At 47.8% G+C, this 21,708-nt stretch carries 20 protein-coding genes; 10 read left to right on the top strand and 10 right to left on the bottom strand.

Going from position 1 to position 21,708, the window contains the following annotated elements:
* Nucleotides 1-27 precede the first annotated feature (27 nt).
* The gene (locus ABD892_RS00380) at nt 28-789 is read right to left on the bottom strand and encodes a Nif3-like dinuclear metal center hexameric protein (protein WP_345192689.1); all 762 of its coding nucleotides are present in this window, start codon (nt 787-789) and stop codon (nt 28-30) included.
* Nucleotides 790-998: 209 nt separating this feature from the next.
* Between ABD892_RS00380 and ABD892_RS00375 the strand changes: the two genes are divergently transcribed.
* Entirely contained in the window at nt 999-1,463 is a 465-nt protein-coding gene (locus ABD892_RS00375; RefSeq protein ID WP_345192687.1) for a pilin, read from the top strand.
* A gap of 235 nt (nt 1,464-1,698) precedes the next feature.
* The gene (locus ABD892_RS00370) at nt 1,699-2,838 is read left to right on the top strand and encodes a S1C family serine protease (RefSeq protein WP_345192685.1); all 1,140 of its coding nucleotides are present in this window, start codon (nt 1,699-1,701) and stop codon (nt 2,836-2,838) included.
* A gap of 44 nt (nt 2,839-2,882) precedes the next feature.
* Here ABD892_RS00370 and hisD read toward each other — a convergent pair whose 3' ends face one another.
* Both hisD and hisG read right to left on the bottom strand, forming a co-directional pair.
* Complete coding sequence (gene hisD, locus ABD892_RS00365) at nt 2,883-4,202, bottom strand: histidinol dehydrogenase (RefSeq protein ID WP_345192683.1); 1,320 nt, start codon at nt 4,200-4,202, stop codon at nt 2,883-2,885.
* Nucleotides 4,199-4,861 (bottom strand): ATP phosphoribosyltransferase, encoded by a 663-nt coding sequence (gene hisG, locus ABD892_RS00360; protein WP_345192681.1) that lies wholly within the window; start codon nt 4,859-4,861, stop codon nt 4,199-4,201. Before hisG ends, hisD begins: the two co-directional genes overlap by 4 nt.
* A 241-nt stretch (nt 4,862-5,102) precedes the next feature.
* On the opposite strand from hisG, the gene ABD892_RS00355 reads away from it, so the two are divergent.
* A complete protein-coding gene (locus ABD892_RS00355; RefSeq protein ID WP_345192679.1) occupies nt 5,103-5,705 on the top strand; it encodes a hypothetical protein in 603 nt (200 codons plus the stop codon).
* Between the two features lie 70 nt (nt 5,706-5,775).
* Here the strand turns inward: ABD892_RS00355 and ABD892_RS00350 are convergent, their stop codons facing one another.
* The 7 genes from ABD892_RS00350 to ABD892_RS00320 all read right to left on the bottom strand — a co-directional run bounded on the left by ABD892_RS00350 (nt 5,776) and on the right by ABD892_RS00320 (nt 13,690).
* Complete coding sequence (locus ABD892_RS00350) at nt 5,776-6,255, bottom strand: hypothetical protein (RefSeq protein WP_345192678.1); 480 nt, start codon at nt 6,253-6,255, stop codon at nt 5,776-5,778.
* A 396-nt stretch (nt 6,256-6,651) separates the two neighbouring features.
* Entirely contained in the window at nt 6,652-9,309 is a 2,658-nt protein-coding gene (gene tssH / locus ABD892_RS00345; protein WP_345192676.1) for a type VI secretion system ATPase TssH, read from the bottom strand.
* 37 nt (nt 9,310-9,346) lie between these two features.
* Complete coding sequence (locus tag ABD892_RS00340) at nt 9,347-9,652, bottom strand: hypothetical protein (RefSeq protein ID WP_345192674.1); 306 nt, start codon at nt 9,650-9,652, stop codon at nt 9,347-9,349.
* 162 nt (nt 9,653-9,814) lie between these two features.
* Nucleotides 9,815-10,381, bottom strand: a complete 567-nt coding sequence (locus ABD892_RS00335) for a type VI secretion system tube protein Hcp (RefSeq protein WP_345192672.1) — start codon at nt 10,379-10,381, stop codon at nt 9,815-9,817.
* A gap of 180 nt (nt 10,382-10,561) precedes the next feature.
* Nucleotides 10,562-11,050 (bottom strand): type VI secretion system lipoprotein TssJ, encoded by a 489-nt coding sequence (gene tssJ, locus ABD892_RS00330; RefSeq protein ID WP_345192670.1) that lies wholly within the window; start codon nt 11,048-11,050, stop codon nt 10,562-10,564.
* A 30-nt stretch (nt 11,051-11,080) separates the two neighbouring features.
* Nucleotides 11,081-11,653 carry a DUF6931 family protein gene (locus ABD892_RS00325; RefSeq protein ID WP_345192668.1) on the bottom strand — a complete coding sequence of 191 codons (573 nt, stop codon included), beginning with the start codon at nt 11,651-11,653 and terminating at the stop codon, nt 11,081-11,083.
* 21 nt (nt 11,654-11,674) lie between these two features.
* Nucleotides 11,675-13,690, bottom strand: coding sequence for a type VI secretion system Vgr family protein (locus ABD892_RS00320; protein WP_345192666.1), 2,016 nt, complete (start codon nt 13,688-13,690; stop codon nt 11,675-11,677).
* Between the two features lie 22 nt (nt 13,691-13,712).
* Here ABD892_RS00320 and ABD892_RS00315 point away from each other — a divergent pair, with 22 nt between their 5' ends.
* The 7 genes from ABD892_RS00315 to ABD892_RS00285 all read left to right on the top strand — a co-directional run bounded on the left by ABD892_RS00315 (nt 13,713) and on the right by ABD892_RS00285 (nt 21,564).
* The gene (locus ABD892_RS00315; RefSeq protein ID WP_345192664.1) at nt 13,713-14,831 is read left to right on the top strand and encodes a hypothetical protein; all 1,119 of its coding nucleotides are present in this window, start codon (nt 13,713-13,715) and stop codon (nt 14,829-14,831) included.
* A gap of 280 nt (nt 14,832-15,111) precedes the next feature.
* On the top strand, nt 15,112-15,615 hold the full coding sequence (tssB, locus tag ABD892_RS00310; protein ID WP_345192662.1) for a type VI secretion system contractile sheath small subunit: 504 nt from the start codon (nt 15,112-15,114) through the stop codon (nt 15,613-15,615).
* Between the two features lie 62 nt (nt 15,616-15,677).
* Entirely contained in the window at nt 15,678-17,195 is a 1,518-nt protein-coding gene (gene tssC / locus ABD892_RS00305; RefSeq protein ID WP_345192660.1) for a type VI secretion system contractile sheath large subunit, read from the top strand.
* A gap of 11 nt (nt 17,196-17,206) precedes the next feature.
* Nucleotides 17,207-18,454, top strand: a complete 1,248-nt coding sequence (locus tag ABD892_RS00300; RefSeq protein WP_345192659.1) for a type VI secretion system contractile sheath domain-containing protein — start codon at nt 17,207-17,209, stop codon at nt 18,452-18,454.
* A 9-nt stretch (nt 18,455-18,463) separates the two neighbouring features.
* Complete coding sequence (locus tag ABD892_RS00295) at nt 18,464-18,808, top strand: GPW/gp25 family protein (protein ID WP_345192657.1); 345 nt, start codon at nt 18,464-18,466, stop codon at nt 18,806-18,808.
* Complete coding sequence (locus ABD892_RS00290; RefSeq protein ID WP_345192655.1) at nt 18,808-20,589, top strand: type VI secretion system baseplate subunit TssF; 1,782 nt, start codon at nt 18,808-18,810, stop codon at nt 20,587-20,589. Before ABD892_RS00295 ends, ABD892_RS00290 begins: the two co-directional genes overlap by 1 nt.
* A 3-nt stretch (nt 20,590-20,592) precedes the next feature.
* Nucleotides 20,593-21,564: a type VI secretion system baseplate subunit TssG gene (locus ABD892_RS00285; RefSeq protein WP_345192653.1), complete on the top strand. Its 972-nt coding sequence runs from the start codon at nt 20,593-20,595 to the stop codon at nt 21,562-21,564.
* Nucleotides 21,565-21,708: the final 144 nt, after the last annotated feature.

The following is a 21,708-nucleotide window of genomic DNA, read 5'->3' as shown; positions in this document are numbered from 1 at the left end:
GGCGAGCTAACAATAAAAAGCACTATCTCAAACGGGGTTATCAATATCGATGAACTGGTGTGCAATACCCAGGGTTTCTGACAGCCATTCACCCAGTGCCTGAACACCATAGCGCTCCGTCGCGTGGTGCCCTGCAGCTATATAATGAATACCGTTTTCACGGGCGAAATGGGTGGTCTGCTCAGAGATCTCGCCACTGATGTAGGCATCAACGCCTAAATCCAGCGCCTTCTCTATATATCCCTGTGCACCACCTGTACACCAGGCGACGGTTTTAATCGGATGATTCCCCCCACTCACTAGCAAGGGCGTTCGCCCAAGCAGCTGCTCAACCTGTTTACCCAATATCTCCAGGGGCTGAGGCGTCCCCAATCGCCCTGTCAGGCCGATTGAAGTCTGCTCATCGGCATCCATACCGCCGGTGGTTTCAAACCCAAGCATTTTGCCCAGACAGGCGTTATTGCCCAGTTCAGGATGGGCATCCAGTGGCAGGTGATAAGCGATTAAACTGATGTCATGCTGAATCAGTTTGCCAATACGACGGCGCTTCATGCCCGTCAGACAGGCGTTTTCCCCCCGCCAGAAATAACCATGATGCACCAGAATGGCATCAGCATCGGCAGCGATAGCAGCATCCAGCAACGCTTCACAGGCTGTGACGCCTGAGACAACCCGCCTGACCTCGCGGCGGCCTTCAACCTGCAAACCATTAGGCGCATAGTCTTTAAACAGCCAAGGCTTGAGTTTCTTTTCTGTCGCTTCAATCAGGTCATTCAGCATAACTGACATAAAGGGTTTCCATTCTGACTATCGGTATAGCCATAACTCTATCAAAAGCCTATGAAAAAAAACCTGTGATTCTTGCTATCCTTTTTCGGAGAAAAATTGTCGCTACAGGTCACCGAATCTAAACCGATGAAGTTTCTAGACAAAATGAAAGACGCCACCCACACTATCTTTTAACAAGAAATAAAGCGCATCTTCCAAGGAGCGGAACCATGCCCTCACATACCCGTATTCAGCAACAAGGTTTCACCTTGATTGAGCTGATGATTGTGGTTGCCATCATCGGCATATTGTCTGCTGTAGCAATCCCTGCCTACCAGGATTACACCAAGCGTGCACATGTCTCAGAAGGCTTGAATATGGCATCAGGTGTCAAAGCGGCGGTGTCTGAATATTATGCCTCTGAAGGTACTTGGCCTACCTCCAACGAAAGTGCAGGTCTCGATAATACGCTCCAGGGGAATGCTGTTAAGAGTGTCGCCGTTCAATTGGATGGCTCAATCTTGATGACATACAACAGTAAAGTGATCGATGATGCCAAGCTATTACTGAAACCGACGGCATCTAATGGCGCTATTCAATGGGTATGTGCCGCCGTATCAGGTTCAGGCATGAAAACAGCTTACTTACCATCCAACTGCCGAAATACCGCCACCATATCGCCCGCATCGCCATAAACAGTGAGCCGTGTACCCATTCTTTATGATCGCACAATAACATTGGATACACGGTTTAGCATCTCCCCATACCAGTAAACCCAACACCCACGGCAACACACCCCGAAGCTTTTTCTGCCGCACTCGAAATTAGTGCTTCGTTTTTGCCATCAAACAGACAATTACATACAATCGAAAATAATCATTTATCTATTCTTGATATAAATTTATACACCGGAGTGGTATCAGCAAACGGATGAAGCATTTTCTGCGTTATTTCGGCTGGCCTGGTTTATGTGGGCTGCTTCTTGCCATCGTGCTCTTGCAACTCTTCCCCCAGCTGCAAGGTTTCCATTTTTTCGCTGAGAACGACCAAAAAAGTCATTCTGGCGCTTTCTCTGGTCCTTATTCGTATAATGATGCTGTTGAGCGTGCAGCTCCCTCGGTGGTCAATATCTTTACGACACGGGCCATTCGCCGTCCTCCGGCTGAACTTGATAACCCACTCCTGCATGATGCCTACAGCTATAACCGGGTACCTCGCCGCCAGCGCATCCAGTCAAGTCTCGGATCTGGCGTTATCGTGCGACCAGAAGGTTATATTCTGACCAACAACCACGTTATTGCCGGTGCCGACGACATAATTATTGCCCTGCAGGATGGCCGTGAAACCCATGCCACCATCATCGGCACCGATCCGGAAACCGATCTGGCCGTACTGAAAATTCAACTGGATAACCTGCCCAGCATTACCTGGACGGACTCGCAGACCATCCGCACCGGCGATGTGGCATTGGCTATCGGCAACCCTTTTGGCCTGGGACAAACCGTCAGCATGGGCATTATCAGTGCCACCCAGCGTAATCTCCGATTAAGCACCTATGAGAATTTCATTCAGACCGATGCCGCCATCAACATCGGCAACTCTGGTGGTGCACTGGTGAATGCCCGGGGAGAACTGGTGGGTATATCGACCGCTCTTTTGACCAGCGACGGTGGCAGTGAAGGGCTGGGATTCGCCATTCCCTCCAACCTGGCCAACCTGGTACTGACCTCCATCATCGAAGAGGGCCGGGTAGTCCGTGGCTGGCTGGGTATTGAATCCCAGGCATTGACACCGGAACTAGCCTCAGCCTTTGGGCTTTCCCACGGCAATGGCATTTTGATTTCAGGTATTTATGACAACAGTCCGGCATCTGAAGCCGGTCTTCAGCGGGGTGACGTCATCATTAGCATCAACAATATGGATGCGAACGACGGCAAGCAGATCATGAACCAGGTAGCGAACCTGCATCCCGGCAGCGAAGTCCCCATTACGGTGTTGCGAGGTGGTAAAACCGTCAGCTTGGTATCCAAGGTTGGAGAGCGTCCGCCTTTGCTGGGTAGCCGTCATTAATCCACAGGCAGCAGCTTTATTGCTGCTGCCTGTGCAATAAAACCTTAATCCTTTATGCGGTATTCAGCAGATCGGGCATGGGCCGTCAAACTCTCTCCCCGCGCCAGTACCGATGCTACTTTGCCCATATCTGAAGCACCTCCTGCGGAAAAGCGAATCAGTGAAGATCGCTTCTGAAAATCATAAACTCCCAGTGGCGATGAAAAACGTGCTGTTCCCGATGTCGGTAATACATGGTTAGGGCCTGCACAGTAATCACCCAGCGCTTCTGCAGTATATCGCCCCATGAATATCGCGCCGGCATGGCGAATAGATGGCAGCAGCATATCTGGGTCAGCCACAGAGAGTTCAAGGTGCTCAGGCGCGATCCGGTTACACAGGGCCACGGCCGCATTCAGATCCGGCACCTGAATCAGCGCCCCCCGGTTGTTAATCGAGGCAGCAATAATGTCCCGACGCTCCATCTCGGGCAGTAACCGGTTCATGGAAGCTTCTACCTGACCCAGCCATTCGCCATCAGTGGCGATCAGGATAGCCTGGGCATCTTCATCATGTTCCGCCTGGGAGAACAGGTCCATGGCAATCCAGTCTGGATCGGTCCCACCATCGGAGATCACAAGAATTTCCGATGGCCCGGCAATCATATCGATGCCAACCTGGCCATAAACCATCCGTTTCGCCGTCGCGACATAGATATTGCCCGGTCCGACAATCTTGTCGACTTTCGAGATGGACTCTGTCCCCAAGGCCAGCGCCGCCACGGCCTGGGCACCGCCGATGGTGAAGACCCGATCAACCCCAGCAATAGCTGCGGCAGCCAATACCATCTCATTAACAACACCATCAGGCGTGGGCACCACCATGACAATCTCGGACACGCCTGCCACTCTCGCGGGAATTGCGTTCATCAAAACCGATGACGGATAGGCGGCACGCCCACCGGGCACATAAATACCTACCCGATCCAGGGGCGTCACCTTTTGCCCCAGCACTGTGCCGTCATTCTCTTCATACTGCCAGGACGATTGCTGCTGCTGTTCATGGTAACGGCGGATACGGTCTGCAGCGCATTGCAAGGCATCGAACTCGGCATCAGAGATAGCTTTCAGCGCTTCCGCCATCCGCTGTTCACTGAGTTCCAGCTCAGCCATTGTGTCAGCGGTAACACGATCGAAGCTTCGGGTGAAATCAACCACTGCAACATCACCGTCATGACGAACCCTGTCGATAATCTCGGCAACCGTTTGTTGTACTGCCTTGTCAGAAACGGATTCCCAGGCAAGCAATTGATCCAGCCGTTGATCAAAATCCCCTGCACCTGCCACCAAACGGGCCGGCTTTAACAGTAATGGGGTAGCACTCATGACAACTCTCCCTTTTCGCTGCGCGCCCTGTCAACCGCCTCAGACAGGGTCTTGATCAATACGGACAACGATCGGTGCTTCACTTTCATTGCCGCCTTGTTCACCACCAGCCGCGAACTGATATCGGCAATAACTTCACGAGGCTCCAGCCCATTGGCCCTGAGCGTGTTCCCGGTATCCACCACGTCAATAATACGATCCGCTAAACCAATGAGCGGCGCCAGCTCCATGGAACCATAGAGCTTGATAATGTCGACCTGCTGCCCAAGACCGGCATAATAACGCTTGGCTACATTGACAAATTTGGTTGCGACACGCAGCCGCTTGCCCGGTATATCCTGCTGATCAACCGGCGCAGCAGTCATAAGCCGGCAACGGGCAATATTCAGATCCAACGGTTCATAGAGTTCCTGGGAACCATGTTCCATAAGGACATCCTTGCCGGCAACGCCTAGATCGGCGGCCCCATATTCAACATAGGTCGGCACATCACTGGCGCGAACGATCAACAACCTGACGTTGGGCTGGTTGGTCGGAATAATCAGTTTGCGGGTCTTTTCCACATCTTCGGCAGGACGGATATCCGCCGCTTCCAGCAAGGGACAGGTATCCCTCAGGATACGCCCCTTGGAGAGCGCGATAGTGAGTACTTCTGTCATTATTGTGTCCGGCGTCAGTTTTTATACGATGGTTTCAGCCTTTATGGGCGGATTCTGCCACAGACAGCATAGCGACTAAAGCGCTGATCAGACCTGAATCATTTTCAACAGTAAATTAATACAATAGGTTAAACAGCGAGCAAACTGTAAAGCCTAATGATGTACTTTCACTAAAATGTGTGTGCCTACTTCATTTACGGACTGAGCAACACTCAACCTCTGCTCAAAAATAGCTATAATTGTGCTCAATACCAATGCCCGTGTTGAACAACTTGTAACAGAGTTGATGATTATGCCGCTAAATGTTCAACCTGAAAGCGATCCCGACTGGAGCAATATAGCCAATTGCTACTCTTATGCCTGTAATGATAAACACCCCTCAAATGGTTATTTCGGCGGAGCTATACCTGGCTCCACAAAAGGAATACCTGCTTTTCCCGGCCCTGATTACCACAACCGTTTGATTAAAGGAGCTATTGCTGACGGAATGATATATTGCGCTGACAATGATTTAACCCACTTACCAAGTATTATGGATGGACATTACCTCGTCCTTCTTTTGGCTGACAACAATGGATTCCACTGGATGCGGTACGATCACTTCCTGAACAGGTGGAGTTGGAAATCAGGTAATTCAGGCTCCGTTTATTACAATGTTTTTAACATATCGAAAAACTATTGCGAATATATCAACATGGAAAACCTGTCACGTGCTCTTACTTCGGAGCGAAGAAATTATATCTGGAACACAGAAATGCAGTTCATTGCATTTTTTCAAGTACCATCACTTGGCATCAATGTATCCTCGCCAAGATTAAAAAGGAAAAGCATGGCCATTTCTTAAACACTCCTTATCAAACGCACTAAAAAATGTCTATTTAAGCATTCCAGACAAGTAACAAACACTTCTACAATTAATAAGGAATATCGTAATTTTGCCAATAGCTATTGCTGTCAAAATACGTCACAAGAGCCTTTGGTAGCGATCGCCTTGCATCTATAGCCATATATATCTCGCTTCCATGTATACCAAGTGCTGCTTGATAAAGTGCAATGGGCAGATATGAGCAGATCGCACCTGAAAAAGGGCCATTATGTGGACGCAGTGCATCTGGTGGTGATTGGCGGCAATTCCTATACAAGTAGTCTGCATATTGACGTGCTTTATAGCCAAATGACGATCTTCCAAAAAAAGCAGTCAATATTGAAGGTATATCATAGACATTCGGAACGGTTATACTTGCCTCTGACATGAAGCCTAGGCTCTCAAGCCTATCATTATTATGTAGCCAAAACATCGCTATATCGGAGACTTCTGTACCAACAGAATCCACATCAAGACGATAACCCGACCAACAAGTAGTGTCTGTAATGTATATTTGATCCAAAGCCAAGCCCCCCACCCTGTAAGATGAAAAATCCAGGGCTGTTGAGCCCTTTCAGCAACGATAGCGGCATGTGTAATGAGATCCTCAGGCCTGCCTGAACGCTTATGCTCAATAAGTACATCACCAGGTTCCAGCTCCCCATAGTGATGGACAGCACCATATACCTTCATAAACCTTATGCCTCACCTCACAACCGGACACATGCCATTAAGTCACGCACTTTTGTTTATGATTCTCCGCTATTATTTAGATCAACCATACCGGTTAAAAAACGAATTAATCGTTCAGAAAACGATCTAAATATTAAATGGGTGGGAAATACACAAAGCGAACAGCAGACAATCAACAACGCAACACACTTAGCAACCTTAACCGCCACCACCTAAACACCAGCAGCCATAATCAGGTAATATCAAATACCAGCTGATGATTTTGAAGGCTTACATCAATATGATTAATAGGCAATTTTTCCGTCAAACGCTTTAAACAGTCAACCGACAAGCGAGGCAATAGGTTTCGATTGACTAACTGCTCTATCGCTCGCGCACCAACCAGTGGATTATTGTTCCATGCAACCAGCTGCTCAACCACCGCGTCACTGACCGTCAGTGTTGCCTTGTACTGGTCCGCAACATTCTTGCGAATGCGCTCCAACGCCAGCCTGCAGATGATACGCATATCTTCAGTACCCAGCGGTAAATAGGGAACGATAACCACACGCCCCAGAAACGCGGGTTTGAAATAATTCAGCAACTCACTTTGGATAGCTTCAAGAATCTCATCACGCGTTGGTTTACGCTGATCATTTTGCAGATATCGGTCTACGACCTCCATAATCGCATAATCAGCCGCATTGGATGTCATGATGATAATGCTATTACAGAAATTGACTTCCCGGCCTTCACTGTCACTGATACAGCCCCGATCGAATATCTGATAAAAAATATCGTGTACACCAGGGTGAGACTTCTCCATTTCATCCAGCAACAACACCGAATAAGGTTTACGCCTGACAGCTTCCGTCAACAGACCACCTTCTCCGTAACCGACATATCCCGCTGGCGATCCCAGTAATTGAGAGATTTTATGTTCTTCCTTGAATTCAGTCATATTCAGTGTCGTGAGATTTTGCTCACCACCAAACAGCTCTTCCGCCAACGCCAGTGCGGTTTCCGTTTTACCCACGCCGGAAGGACCACACATCAGGAACACACCGGAGGGTTTACGGCGATCCGACAGGCCCGCCCGACTGGTCCGAATGCACTGACAAAGCTCTTTCAGCGCATCATCCTGACCAATCACCCGCGCCGTCAGGTGTGATTCCAGCGTCAGCAGTCGCTGAATTTCATCTGACAGCATGTTATTGATGGGAATCCCCGTCCAACTGGACAGTATGGAGGCAATAATTGCACTATCCACCCGGGGAAATACCATAGGCTGTTCTTGTTGGAGCTGCTCCAGTTCTTTGCGCTGTTGCAGTATTTTTTCACACTGCGCCTGTGACGACGGCTCAACGGGCATTTCTTTATCGTTTTCCCGCTGCAAAAAAGCACTATCCGCTTGGGTTTCCAGCTCCGCGAGATCCTCCACCAACACGCGTTCTTTTTTCCATCGTGCGTATAAATCATCCAGTGACTGTCGCGTACTGGCTCTTGCCTGCTCGAGTTTATCAAGACTCTCCTCAAGATCAGCATGCCCTGCCGCCCGATCTCTACGCTGCTCATTGAGCTCGCGTTCTATATAAGCATATTGGTGCTCAAGCTCTTCTATGACTTCAGGAAGCGCATGCCGGGAAAGGCCAACACGGGAACAGGCCGTATCCAGCAGGCTAATGGCCTTGTCGGGAAGCTGTTGCTCCGGTAAATAACGAATCGCAAGCTTCACCGCCGACACCACCGCGTCATCATGAATACGCACGTCATGGTGCGCTTCCAGCGATCGAGCAACGCCGCGCACAATGTGGCAGGATTCTTTTTCATCCGGCTCCAACACCTTTACCAGCTGAAACCGGCGAGCCAAGGCCGCATCTTTTTCAAAGTATTTTTTGTATTCGGCCCATGTGGTCGCACCGATTGTCCGTAGCTCGCCCCGAGCCAACGCTGGTTTCAATAAATTAGCTGCGTCATTTTGTCCGGCCGTGCCACCAGCACCAATAAGGGTGTGCGCTTCGTCAATGAATAACAAAACAGGCGTTGGCGCGCTCCTGACTTCATTCATCAGGTCCTTAAGACGACTTTCCAGTTCGCCCCTGATACTGGCGCCGGCCTGCAACAAGCCCAAATCCAATGTATGCAGGGCGACCCCCTTCATGCTTTCAGGAACTTCACCTGTAATAATACGTTGTGCTAATCCTTCAACAATGGCGGTTTTACCCACGCCCGGGTCGCCGACCAGTATTGGATTGTTTTGGCGCTGGCGTGACAATATATCGATTACCTGACGAATCTCTTTTTGGCGACCGATGATCGGACGCAGCTCCCCATTCCTCGCAGCATCAGTAAGATTCACCGTATATTTATACAATGCGCCCTTTGCCGACGCTCCGGTACCTGCACCTTGAAGTTGCGACATAGAACTTTCAGCAGGACTGTCGCCCTCCCCCTGTCCTTCCGCCATAGCCTGCAGGCTTTCCAGTGAGATTCTCTGTAATTCCCTGGCCATCGGAGAATCAAGAACGGTGTACTGTGCTTTCTGTAATAACGCCAGTAGAAGGTCAAATGCCGTAATAACATCATGTTGGCAGTTTACCGAGGCGACCAACCAGGCATCCTGGATCAACGCCAAAATTGACATGGAAAGCGACGGTGTCCCTGTATCACCCTTTTCCAGCCTGGCCAGTCGAGCTTCGAGATCCGACAAGATGATTTGCCGGGATAATTTCTGAGAATTGATAACCGTTTCAATGTCAGCGCTCGGCTCAGAAAACAGCATTAACAACCAATGCTCAATTTCAATGTACCGATGCTGATGCCGCACACACAGACCCGCGGCTGATTCAAGCGACTTACGCAAACTTGGGTCGAGTTTGCTGATCAGGGTCTTTAGTTCCAGCGATTGCATAATTTAACGCACAGGAAAACTCGCAATTATTCGACAATTACGATTCTCCCTCCTCATTCGTTGTCCCTTCTTCATCGGCAGGAGCAGTATCTGACTCACCGTCTGTATTGGCGGATTTCTGTTCTATCGACGGTAATATTTCATTATCCAGAAAAATTTCAATGTCTTGCATGATCAGCTGTTTGACCTCATCCATACCGATGGGAGGATCGTCCCCAACCCGTCCGGCATTTACACTATCGACAAGTTCAGACACAATCTTACTAAGGGCTTCACCCACATTGTCTCTCAACTTTGGGAGAATCAATCCCAGTTGAAACTTAAAAACAATATCTTCACTCATGTAGACACTACTCTTACTCAGCAAACCCTAGTCTTTATGCAATATTTCTATAATGCACAAAACGAATGACGGGCCGGTCTTACTTAGGACATCATCAACCCTGAAAACAAGGCACACTGACGTCCATAAGTTTTCATATTTAACCCGGAAAACGAACATCCATTATGTTTCAGCAATGGTGCTCATCTCGACTTCCGGCGTATCCAAATTATATTGAAAGGTGACAGCCGGCTCACGAGCCAGTAATTTCCCTTTATTATCCCTTTTAAATAAGTAATCGATACGCAATATTGTCCTGTAGGCAAGCCAGTATCGTTCAAGCTTACCGATGTCTTCTTCCCAATTACATATCCTGACCCCCCCAAGAGTATATTGAAGCATGATATTCATGCCTTTCTTACCCGCTTCTTGCCGGGTTGCGATGATATCAACCGTAAGACTGGGCTCTGCCAACGAGATGATATTTTCCAGAAAAAGACCGGTTGTTAAATCGGGTTCCTTCCCAATATAAAATGGCATCAGGCTCGGCTTGTCAGACCCTGTTTCTTCGCCCGCCCCCACAGACATCGGTGCAAATCTGTTAACCTGAACGGCAGCCTGACCCACTTCAAACCATTTTGCATTACTATCAAGATCCAGTCCCTGGGCAGTATCTATTACCGTGGTATCACCCTTGAAATAGTCAGAAAACTCACGAATAGCAACGTAAATACCTGTATTCGTACTCACTGCGCCCACCTTAATAGAAATTGACAAATAGAAAGGCAATAGCCATTACAATTTCAACGTATTAAAAATGCAAAAACCATCTCAATAAAAGCTAACTTTCATATTCAGCAAACCTTCACAATCCTGAAGCCCCATGCGAACTAGAGCACATATGTCAGACCTTCAGTCATTGACGACGTCTTACTTACAACGATTATTCAGTGACAGGTTGAGTCCGGAGATTCCCAGCTGAATACACTGACTACCTCGTTCCTTAATTTCAAGCCATTGGCGGTGCACCCTGTCCTCATAATGCCTGAATTGAACAAGGAAACCGATATATCGAGCCTGTGGCTCCAGCTCGATTCTTTTCCGCCACACATCACCCGGACGGATAGAAACGGGAGGCTGTAAGTGCACTAACTGGTTCCCCAGTGCAACATCTGCTTTGTTCTGATAAAGGTCAAGAAAGTTAGCCATCTGAAAATTACCATAATCTGACAACTGGTAGATTTTTACAAAAACAGGGCTTGCTTCCTGGTTATCAGAAGGATTTATATATTCACTAGCCTTTATAACAATATCTACATAGCGTGCATGTCCGGAGTTAAAACTACACCCTTGAAGAAGCAGATAGCAGCAGAGTATGGCTATCAGATAATATTTTTCAAGATTCGTTAACGACTTCATCGTTTATTAACCAACCATGACGAGACACGTTTAGTAATACGCAGCCTCTATACAATGTGTAATCATCTGACTGCCCAGATTGATGAAGAGTGGCAATCGTTTTTCCTGCGAAAACCCCTCATCGCCGTAACAGGAAGCAACCAGTACCGCCGCAGCAACACTATTACCAAACAACTGCGCAGAGGGCTCCACCACTGCCCCTCCCTCTACAATATTGCCACCACTATAGAAAACCGCCAGTGAAAGCCAACCGACGGGCGAATATGAGCCGGCAATATCCAAGCCATCACGATTGAGGCAACGACTCTCTTCCAACCCATCGCTCAGCCAGCGATTCACATTATCCACTACACCCTGCTCTTCCTGATTACATTTAAAAGCGATTTTCTCCAAGCAACCCAACCCCCATACAATAGCATCCTGATGACCCAGAGCATGGGCAATAACCTGTACACAGTCGCTATAAAGCTGCCGTTGATTCAGCAATCTCAAACTGGCTAAAACATCTGAATGGTCAGACAGGAGATCGATAGATTCATCAGTTATACCGATATCATTAATGACTGCCCTTAAGTCTTTGATCCTGAGCCCACGATCACTCATGACATACAACCACGGGGAACACTAGTTAATCCTTACAATCCCACCCTGGTTGACCAGGTTAACCCCGGCTTTGACCTGGGTTTGTATTTTCCCATTCACATCAACCAGCAAACCGGAAACGGACGCCTTGAATGAGGCGTCCAGTGTCATGGTTGCCGCTTTCGCCGTCAATTTTCTTGAATCAATATCAACTAAAGTACCATTAATGGTGATTCCGGCGGGGGTGATCTCAATTGTGCTGCTGCCAGACTGGATGACGACTCCCTGTGGGGACTCGATCGTTGTTTTACCCTTCGCATTTAATGCCGTTTCTCCGGCAGACTTTATGGATACGGCAGCCTTTGAGTCACAGGTGTAATCTTTGCCTGTTTTCATCAGAGCCGCCGCCTCCGTTTCATGGGTCATATCTTCTTTTGATTTGACCGTGAGTGTCTTTTCAACTTCTGTCAGAGATTCTCCGGTCACCGTCATGTGCGTATTATTTTTCACCTGGCACAACATATCTTTTTGTGCCTGTATGAAGAGTTCCTCACTGTCCTTCGTATCACAGACACGAAAAATATGGCAATCGTCTTCCTGGCCCTGCGGCGTAGAACGGGTTTTCAGTATGAGGGTATCAACAGCCACCTCGACAGGTTTATTAACGGCAGTATACAAAGAGCCCGTGACAAACGGCTGATCCGGATCGCCATCAAAAAAATCGATGACAACCTGATGCCCCACCCGGGGCAAAACGCTACTGCCATAACCGTCTCCCGCCAACGCTTGCCTGACAGGCAACCAACACGGAAACTCCCCATTCTTATCCCAGTGGAACAAAACCTGCACACGTCCTGTATCATCGGAATGAATTTCTTCGCCTTCCGGCCCCGTAACCGTTGCCTTCTGTACACCATCCATCACTTTTCTCTGCAGAGGATCACTCCTGTATACCGCCGAGACCGGAAAGCAACAGAAACTGTTTTCATAGTGAATATCATTGATCAGCAAAGAATCAGAGGAAGACGTCAAACGATGCTCCATAGCCGATATGATATGCACACCGTTTTGCGCCTGATCAGGGTGGCCTTGCAAAGTAAACCGTAACCCTGCGTGTAAATAAGGAAGGCGACTGGTACAAGTGGCAGAGTATCGCTCAGAGCCGCGATATTCCAGACAACGCGATACCGCCTGATTCAAGGTATCCTGACAAACCTGACGACTCTCCCAACGCATACTGGGTCCAATGCCCATGCCATCGGCTGGTGTAACACAGCGGCTTACCATGGTTTCACCTCTGGCCGGGTCAAAACCGGTATATTCCCAGCTTCCACCAACAATCGTATTCCTGGTCAACCAGCTCTCCAGTGAGGGACCTTCAGGCATAACCTCGGATCTGCGTACACTGATTTTATTCTGCGTGGACTGACGGAAACTCTGGTTAGCATTACCAACAACCATTTCGTGGCCATTTTCATCACAGGCAAAATAAAAATGATAGCCTTCTTCAAAGAGTAATCGCGTTACAAAATCATAATCACTTTCCTGGTACTGGATACATAGAGGTTTTATGGTATCGGGTTGTGAGAGAAGCGTTAGTTCATGTTCAAATTTATAGTTACTTATCACGTCCTCAAGAATATCCCCCAACGGGACTTCCTGAAAAATACGGGAATTAATGGTTTCTTTAAGCAGATCAAGCCACGGGACTAAGGTCACTTCCCAGCAAAACATATCGATATTAGGCCTTGAAGGTTGTGCATACAAAGCACGTACATAGCCATGACAGATCGTATAAACCTGCCTTTGCCCTTCCTCATCAATAGACAAAAGGAAACACCCTGTCTTGCCGACCTGATCCTCGCCTATGACTTCATCAGAAAGGATAAAAGCCTTTGCTATAAATGGTTGATTTATAGATTCTGAAACACTCAGCTCTACCGCAATATACTCTTTTCCGGAGGCATCCAAAAATCTTAACGACCTCGTAGATGCGACTACATTTGGCATATTCGTTACTGCATAAGATATTGTCCGACTACTATAGCATAGTCTCAAAACTCAACAGGTAATGCTGATCATGAAGTCACAGCTGGCATCACTGCTTTCTTCTTTAACTGACCATGACGTTTTATCAATAAGACCCATAAACGACGAAGACTATATAATATTCAATGAACTTTTACTCAACGCTCAAAGTGCGTTAAAAAACTGGAGAAATGAACCCGATGATGAAATGCTTGACAGCCTGGAGCAGGCTAACCAAGACAGCTGGGGCAGCTTATCTGAATGGCTTATCAGCCGCATACTGGATGATGACTGGAATCCTGAATGGCTTGGCTGGTTAATCTATTGCTGTCAATTCTCTTCCTCCCCATGGGAAAACCTGAATAATACACTGAAACTCGCCGCAACCTGGCTGGATAAACAAACACCGTACCCGAATAACGACACAGAAGATAATTTCCAAAACGGTATGACTAAGCTCAATACAATAATAGGCGATTTCGGTGGTACACCTTTACTGGGTGAAACCCTTAACTTATTGCCTTTGCTAGCGCAAAAAAACCAACACCATATTGAAGCATTAACCGTTGAAGAAAAGACAGCATTAAAACGCAACCTATCCCCTCAAAACACCGATGAAGCCTCACGAATACGACAACACTTGACTGAATCAACAATACTGTTACAACAAATTGCCCAAAAAAGTACGGAGCCTGTCAATATTGAAACATCGACATTACAAAAATGGATAAACCGAAGCATTGCAATCATTAATGACTATATCGGACAAGCACCTCAGGAATCGAGTATTGATAACTGCACGCCAAACCCAAAAGAAATAGTAGCCAATACAAACCCCGCCCCGACCAGGGGTGTCGGTGCTGATAGTCATTTAATGCTCGCCAGTCGCAAAGATGCTATCAAAAATCTCACGCTCGCTTATCGCTATTTTATTACCTGTGAACCATTAAGTCCTTTACCTTATCTACTTGAAAAAGCACTTCGCTGGTCTGATTACACACTGCCAGAGTTATTAAATACTGAGCTTGAGGATGACCAGGAGACATTGGAGCGATTATGTTCGCAACTTGGACTCAGTGAGATCACCGAAACTGACAGACTCATTAAGGATGACGACGATGAGGTGGATGATGACGAGGAAGAGGCTGAAGACAGCCTCCATGAAGACTAACGTTATTGTGATAAAATTATCCTTTCCCCGGACGGCGGCACCCTGAGACACTTAGCACTGCAAGCCGTCCACCTATTAAATGTCAGTAAAAGTGAAGTTCCATCTTTACGCTAGAACCAGCCCGGCAATAATTATACCCAGCTCATACAATATATATTTATATACCCTGTTAAATACACGATCACCGACTATAGTTCTTCAGGTTTCAAGCAATGCTCTTGCTCTTCTTACTTAAAAGCATATCCAGCAAGTAATGTTTACCGTTTGAGGTCAGATCTCAATGCCCCTTGACTCACAGCATAAGCGTATACGTAAGAACAGGGTATCCATCACTTATGATGTGGAAACCTATGGCTCTATAGAAGCACGGGAGCTGCCTTTTATCATCGGTGTGATGGGTAACTTTTCGGGCATGCTTCCTGAAGATCAGCAAATCCCCCTTCATGAACGGCAATTCATCCAGATTGATCAGGACAATTTTGACACCGTCATGGCACGCCTGAAGCCACAAATATCAATCACGGTTGAAAACACATTATCCAATGACCCTGAAAATGAAACACTGTCCTGTGACCTCTCATTTAGGAAAATGAAAGATTTTGAACCTGACGAACTGGCAAAGCAGATTCCCGATATCAAGGAAATGATAGACGCACGCAATCAACTGTTAGTCTTACTCAGCAAGGCTGATCGTTCACGGGATCTTGAGCGGGGGCTTAAGGATGTACTGAAGAACAGTGATTTGATGGCAAAACTCAGTGCTGAGTTAGGCATTGAGCCTTAACGCCCCGCTTGGGCGCGCGGCAGTATGAAAAGTTTCCCGTATAACGTTGAGATCAATACACAGTGATAGACGAATCCACCGAATCAGCCTCTGAAGAAGCAGAAGCAAGGCGAGAAGCTTCACTGCTGGACGAAATACTGGAAGCCAGTGAGGATAGTGTACTGAAACAGCTGGTCATGGCTCGCGGACAATGTTCAGTCGAAGAATTGAAAGGCTTACTGGTTCGAATGTGCAAGCAATACGCCGATGGACAAATACAATGGACAGAAAGTCTGTTGAAAACGATCAATACTGCCGTTGCCCACATCGACAAAAGCATCAGCCAGCAAATGCGCACAGTCATGAAAGCCCCCGAGCTACATGACGTGGAGGGTCGTTGGCGTGGTTTGCAGTCTCTCGTTAAAAATTCCGAGTTAGGCTCCGATTTAAAGATTAAGGTCTTTAACATCAACAAAAACGATTGTTTTAAGCAGTTTCAGGAATCACCCACCATTGATAGAAGCCCCCTGTTCAATACGATTTACCACCATGAATACGGCACTGCCGGAGGCGAACCCTACGGCGTTCTGCTGACGGATTTTACCTTCGGATACAAAGGGCAGGATGTCGCACTGATGCGGGCTCTCACCGAGGTTGGAGCCGCAAGCCACATGCCTGTCATTGCAGCAGCCTCACCAGCCATGTTCGGGATCCCCGATTTTCCCGCGTTTGCCGAAGGTCGACCGGTTGCCCCGGGTTTCAATTCACCCACCTACAACCAATGGAATAATTTCAGATCCACGGAAGACGCCCGCTATCTTGTACTCACGCTGCCAAGGGTCATGGCTCGTGAACCTTACGGGAAGGATGCAAACCCCGTTGAAGCATTTGATTTCGAAGAGTTTGAGGTTGACGAGAACGGAACACCCATTTTCGAGCCCAACACAGATTTCGTCTGGTGCAACGCCTGCTTCGCACTCGGCCTCAAAATCTCTGAGTCGTTCTCCCGTTTTGGCTGGTGCACTGCAATACGCGGTATGGAGAATGGTGGCAAGGTCGAAAACCTTCCCAACTACGTCTACAAAGCCCCGACTGGCGACCTTATTCAGCAGTGTCCCACGGAGGTAAACATCACGGATGAGCGTGAAAAAGAACTCAGCGACCTGGGTTTTCTGCCATTGATTCATTACAAAACCACCTGTCATGCAACCTTCATAGGCGCACAGACGACTCAGAAACCGAAAGTCTATGAAAACCCGGATGCAACAGCCAACGCAGCCATATCTGCCCGACTGCCTTACATGATGGCAGCAGGGCGGATCGCACATTATCTTAAAGTCATCGGACGAGATCGTATTGGCTCTAATATTGAAGGCGCTGAACTGCAGCAGGAACTCAGTACCTGGCTTGGAAAATATACCAATGCGGCAGCCGTGAGTAATGATGCACGCGCAAAATTCCCCTTAAAGGAATCCTCCGTCAGGGTTGTCGAGCAGCGTGGTCGTCCGGGTTGCTACTCAGCTGTTGCCTATCTCCGTCCCTGGCTGCAATTGGAAGAGCTGACGGCCTCACTCAGGCTTGTCGCCAGCATTCCAAGTTAATCACCGCCATCATGAAAAACATCCACTATTTGAGAGCACAAATACATCATCTGGTCCTGGCAAGCGGTCAGGTAATCGATAAGCAAATCATGCGTGTTTGCCAAGATACAGCGTTCACAGAGCTTCATAACGCGTGGTGCAACCTCTATTACCTCACGTCGATCATCAGTTCTGGACGAAACTGTTTTATCCGGTTGCTGGACCTGACCATGCAGGAACTGGTAGAGGATATTAAGCAGTCAGCGGCCTTACAATATACCGTTATTTATAACCTGGTGTACCACCGAGAGTTTGATACCCAGGGGGGTACCCCCTTTGGGTTGCTGGTTATCGATTTTCCAATCAACCTACTGGGTATACGGACAAAAACACACCTATACCTGTTATCCGCTATGGCACACATTGGGCAAGATGCACTCTGCCCTGTCATTTTCCCGATGGATGAACAGTGGCTTGCCCCGGAAACCGATCGAATAGCCTTTCTGGAAGAACGTATACTTCGCATTTATAACAGCCTTCCACTGGCAGATTACCGGGCACTGCGAAAACAACCCCATAGCCTTTATTTGGGGCTTGTTTGGCCTGGCGCCTACTTGATCGAAAACGATTCCCCATCGCAACATTATAAAATATCTGGCGCCATTTGCCTGGCTGCCTGTGTCATCAAGGAGTTTGACCTATACAGCTGGTTCTCAGGCTTGCAGTGCTGGGGCGCAGAAGAAGAAGGCGGCGCCATTCTCCCTGTTCCCGAAGGCGCCACAGTGCAGGCAACACTGCAGTTCTCCGAATCACTTGACCAGCTTTATTCCAGGCTGGGTATCATGCTGCTATCCTCAACCTGGCTCGAAGGCCTACCCGGACTCTTCACACAGACCCTGCTTCACCGCTTCCCAGACCATGACAAACCCGGGCAGCCAGCGAAAAAATCGGAAGAGCCGCTGCCTTGGCTCCTGATTGCATGCAGAGCTGCGCATTACCTGAAGGTTATTTTGCGTGAAAATATTGGTCAGGTTCTCTTAGCTGAAGACTGTCGCCAGATATTGGACAAGTGGATACAGAAATACTGCCTCACCTCTAAAACCATGACCCATGAGTCATTTGCCAAATTCCCATTCAATAAAGCCAAGGTTCGCGTGGCCTACTCTCCCGTCGATGATTCACACATGACGGTCAGCCTGGATCTATCGCCGAACCTTCCGCCCGGCATGATAGCAGAACCATTAGCTTTGAAGGTGATACATAAAAAGGGCGGCAGGTAGGAGTTAAACGTGTTTGAACAATTTACAGATGCAGGCACCAATCGTGACCAAACGCAGTTTGGTGTTATGACATCCTTATCCAATCTGCTATCCAGTCGAGTACCTCTGACACCGCCAGGCCTGGCTGAATGTCTGCCCTTGTTTCGCTATGGTATGCCCAGTCTCTTCACGCCGATCTGTGATATTGACCGTGTCTGCAGTGATCTCAAAGCCGCCATTCTGTACTTCGAACCACGTATTGAGAAAGTCAGTATCACTGTTGACATGAAGCCTGACAAAGCATTGTCTATCTCGATTGAAGGCTGGATGACGATTGACCAACAAGCAACGCCCATCAGGTACGTCCTCAGCTAATGGCTAACCACAATTTCTGGCAAGCGCAGTCAGACGACCATAACCTCAGAAATTACATTGAGCAGGAAGTTAACGCGTTGCATCGCGAGCTTGCTCAATTCGAGCAACGTCATCCTGACATTGCCAAAAAATTACAATTACTGGGAGGACGCCCAAAAGACCCTGACATGACGTTAATGCTGGAAGGGATTGCACTACTCATGGCAAGGCTTCAGCAGCGCCTGGACAGCAATTACGACGCCATTGCTGAACAATTATTAAATATCATGGCGCAAGAGGTCACAGCCCCCCTGCCAGCCGCTGCCATCATAGAGCTTCTGCAACTGAAAAACCGAACCCATGTCAATTTGGATGCAGACAGTCAATTCATTGTTAATTCCGAACACGAAGGGCAACAGGATTTCAGAACCCCATTTAACGTCAGCATTCCACCATGGCAGGTCGATTCTGCCAACCTGAGTCGCGGGCCCTTTCCGCTGCCCACTACGATGACCGAAGGCGCACGTATCGGTCTTCAGATCGTGTGCTCAACAGAGCTGGCTGGCTTGGCCATTCCTGCCATCGAACAGCAACAACTGGATTTCTATATTAATCCTCAGGCACCATTATCCAACCTGCTCTTTGATCTAATGGCAAGCCCAGCATCGCAAATACTGATAGGTGATGGTGGAACCTATAGTGTTGTCGACTGCAAACAGCTCTTACTGCCGGCCTTTTCAGATCAACGCAGACTACTCAACAGGGATGAACGGCTATTTCCAGCCTTACAACTGCTCCGTGAGTTCTTTGCCTATCCGGACTTCTTTCGATTCCTTCGGCTTCCACTGCACAGCGTGAGTGAGCGATTGGCCTCCAGCCAGTTGGTCATCTGGTTACTCTTTGAAGATTGTCCTGAACCACTACTCAAGCGTGTCACAGAAGATCATATCAAGCTGCGATGCCTGCCGATCGTTAACCTTTATGAGCAGCTGATGGAACCGATCAATATGAACGACGAGCACGTACAGTATCCATTGAAAAATAACCCTCGCTACCCTAACAGCCGGGTGTATCAGGTACAGTCGGTTGAGGATGTGACCGACCCGTCCAAGATACATGCTTTAACGCCAATATCCGATTGTGCCCGGGGTGATCAGTATTCCGAGCTCTATTGGAATTTTTTGCGGAGGTCATCGGACGATTCCCTGATATTCATGGATACCCGCCCCTTCCGGGCGTCGCAACACGGACGCATCATTTCATCGCGCTGCCTGTGCTATGACATGTCGACCCATGAACTGCCTCCCTACACACCGATAAAACCGCTCTTTGATTGCCTTCCCGGGTCTACAGCGCAAGTGCTTGTGCGCAGCTGGTCTGTGCGTGGGCTGGAAGACCGTCGACCTGGGTGGCTTTTACTGGGTTCACTATTACTGAATCCACGAAATCTATTTTGCGGCGATAACATAGAAGAACGCCTGAGCAACATCATGGCACTGTTTTTTCGTCAAGACAGTGGCTTGGATTCAGCGATTATCAATGCCATCAAATCCATTGTCTGTGAGCAGGAAGTCTGCCCTGTCAGTCATAATACCCACCGTCATATGGTGAGTTTAGGATGCCGTTTTGAAATCAGGCTTAAAACCCCAACCTTTGACAACCTGCCAACCTTACTGTTCCTGCGCTTTATTGAACAGTTGTTGGCATACTGGCGACCTTTTGGCAATCATAGCCATTTTATCGCTGGCTTACACAATGAGCGTGGCTGGCGTTGGGATTTTGGGCGACGCGTGGATGCATAAGACATGAGTTCAGCCAACAGCAAACCATTATTGAATAATGTCTGGTTATCTCGCCTTCGAAATTCGCCCATGGATTTTGAGTTTATTCAGGTTCTTCGAATACTGTCTGACTCACCCGTATTCCAAGATAAGCTATCACTGGCACCGCTCTCTTCAGGCGAATACACCCGCGCCGAAATCGGTGACTTAAAACGCGCCTATAATGCATACAAATTGACGGTATCAAAACCTGCGCTAACGGGAACATACGGTGTACTTCCCCACAGCTTGAGGGATCTTGTTAGAAAAGTTATTTATGAAAATAGCAGCCATAGCCTGGAAGACTTCATCAACGTGTTTAATAACCGGTTACTTTGGTCACAATACCATACCGATGCTGCACGTTATTTAGCGCTCTACCTAGAAAGCAAGATACGACACTCTTCCTTTGGAGAAACACCAGGCTTTAACTTTTCTGGCAATGTTTTTAATAACATAGATAATCTGGAATATCATCCTTATGCGATCAGCCTGTGCATGAATACCAATTCATTGGCCGGTGCTGAAAAGCTCCTTTCCAACTACCTGAAATCGACTGTCTCTATCGAGCGTGATAAAGGAAAGCGCTGGCCTATTGACCACGACCGCTGTTGGAAAATCAGCAGTTCTAGTCGGTCAAACGAATTCAAACTTGGAAGGAATACCGTCATCGGTCGACATGCCTGGCTACTGGGTGAAACAGTGAGTATTATCCTGCATTATAAAAATAATATTCAATGGCAAAAACAACTACGTTACACACCACGATTCACAGAGAAAGTCGTTAACATCACTCGCTCTATACTACCCTTTCATTTTGTACGCTACTTTATTGAAATACCTGCCTCCGAGTCCACAGCCATGATTTTATCAGCAAGAAAAAAAATCTATCGACTTGCTTACCATACGACGTATTACAAAAACAAAAAGCAATATATGCGTATCTCATGGAAATAATTATCAGCCAACAAGAGTAACATCAAGGTATATCTTAGAGTAACCTAGGCGGTGTTAATATAGCCTTAACTCCCGCTTAACGATCTGAAGAAGTAAGGCTAAATTGAATGAAGAGAGCGTCCCCTGTGCTCTTCAGGCAAAATA

Origin of the sequence: Kistimonas scapharcae (assembly GCF_039540975.1) — a bacterium.
GTDB lineage: Bacteria > Pseudomonadota > Gammaproteobacteria > Pseudomonadales > Endozoicomonadaceae > Kistimonas > Kistimonas scapharcae.
The sequence above is the reverse complement of the archived record's forward strand: the minus strand, read 5'-3'. Positions and strand labels throughout refer to the sequence as shown.

Coding starts and splice junctions, on each gene's coding strand:
- hisD (WP_345192683.1), bottom strand. CDS start 4,202: ATGAGTGCTACCCCATTACTGTTAAAGCCGGCCCGTTTGGTGGCAGGT.
- ABD892_RS00370 (WP_345192685.1), top strand. CDS start 1,699: ATGAAGCATTTTCTGCGTTATTTCGGCTGGCCTGGTTTATGTGGGCTG.
- ABD892_RS00380 (WP_345192689.1), bottom strand. CDS start 789: ATGTCAGTTATGCTGAATGACCTGATTGAAGCGACAGAAAAGAAACTC.
- ABD892_RS00315 (WP_345192664.1), top strand. CDS start 13,713: ATGAAGTCACAGCTGGCATCACTGCTTTCTTCTTTAACTGACCATGAC.
- ABD892_RS00375 (WP_345192687.1), top strand. CDS start 999: ATGCCCTCACATACCCGTATTCAGCAACAAGGTTTCACCTTGATTGAG.
- ABD892_RS00285 (WP_345192653.1), top strand. CDS start 20,593: ATGAGTTCAGCCAACAGCAAACCATTATTGAATAATGTCTGGTTATCT.
- ABD892_RS00325 (WP_345192668.1), bottom strand. CDS start 11,653: ATGAGTGATCGTGGGCTCAGGATCAAAGACTTAAGGGCAGTCATTAAT.
- ABD892_RS00300 (WP_345192659.1), top strand. CDS start 17,207: ATGAAAAACATCCACTATTTGAGAGCACAAATACATCATCTGGTCCTG.
- ABD892_RS00340 (WP_345192674.1), bottom strand. CDS start 9,652: ATGAGTGAAGATATTGTTTTTAAGTTTCAACTGGGATTGATTCTCCCA.
- tssB (WP_345192662.1), top strand. CDS start 15,112: ATGCCCCTTGACTCACAGCATAAGCGTATACGTAAGAACAGGGTATCC.
- ABD892_RS00290 (WP_345192655.1), top strand. CDS start 18,808: ATGGCTAACCACAATTTCTGGCAAGCGCAGTCAGACGACCATAACCTC.
- hisG (WP_345192681.1), bottom strand. CDS start 4,861: ATGACAGAAGTACTCACTATCGCGCTCTCCAAGGGGCGTATCCTGAGG.
- tssH (WP_345192676.1), bottom strand. CDS start 9,309: ATGCAATCGCTGGAACTAAAGACCCTGATCAGCAAACTCGACCCAAGT.
- tssJ (WP_345192670.1), bottom strand. CDS start 11,050: ATGAAGTCGTTAACGAATCTTGAAAAATATTATCTGATAGCCATACTC.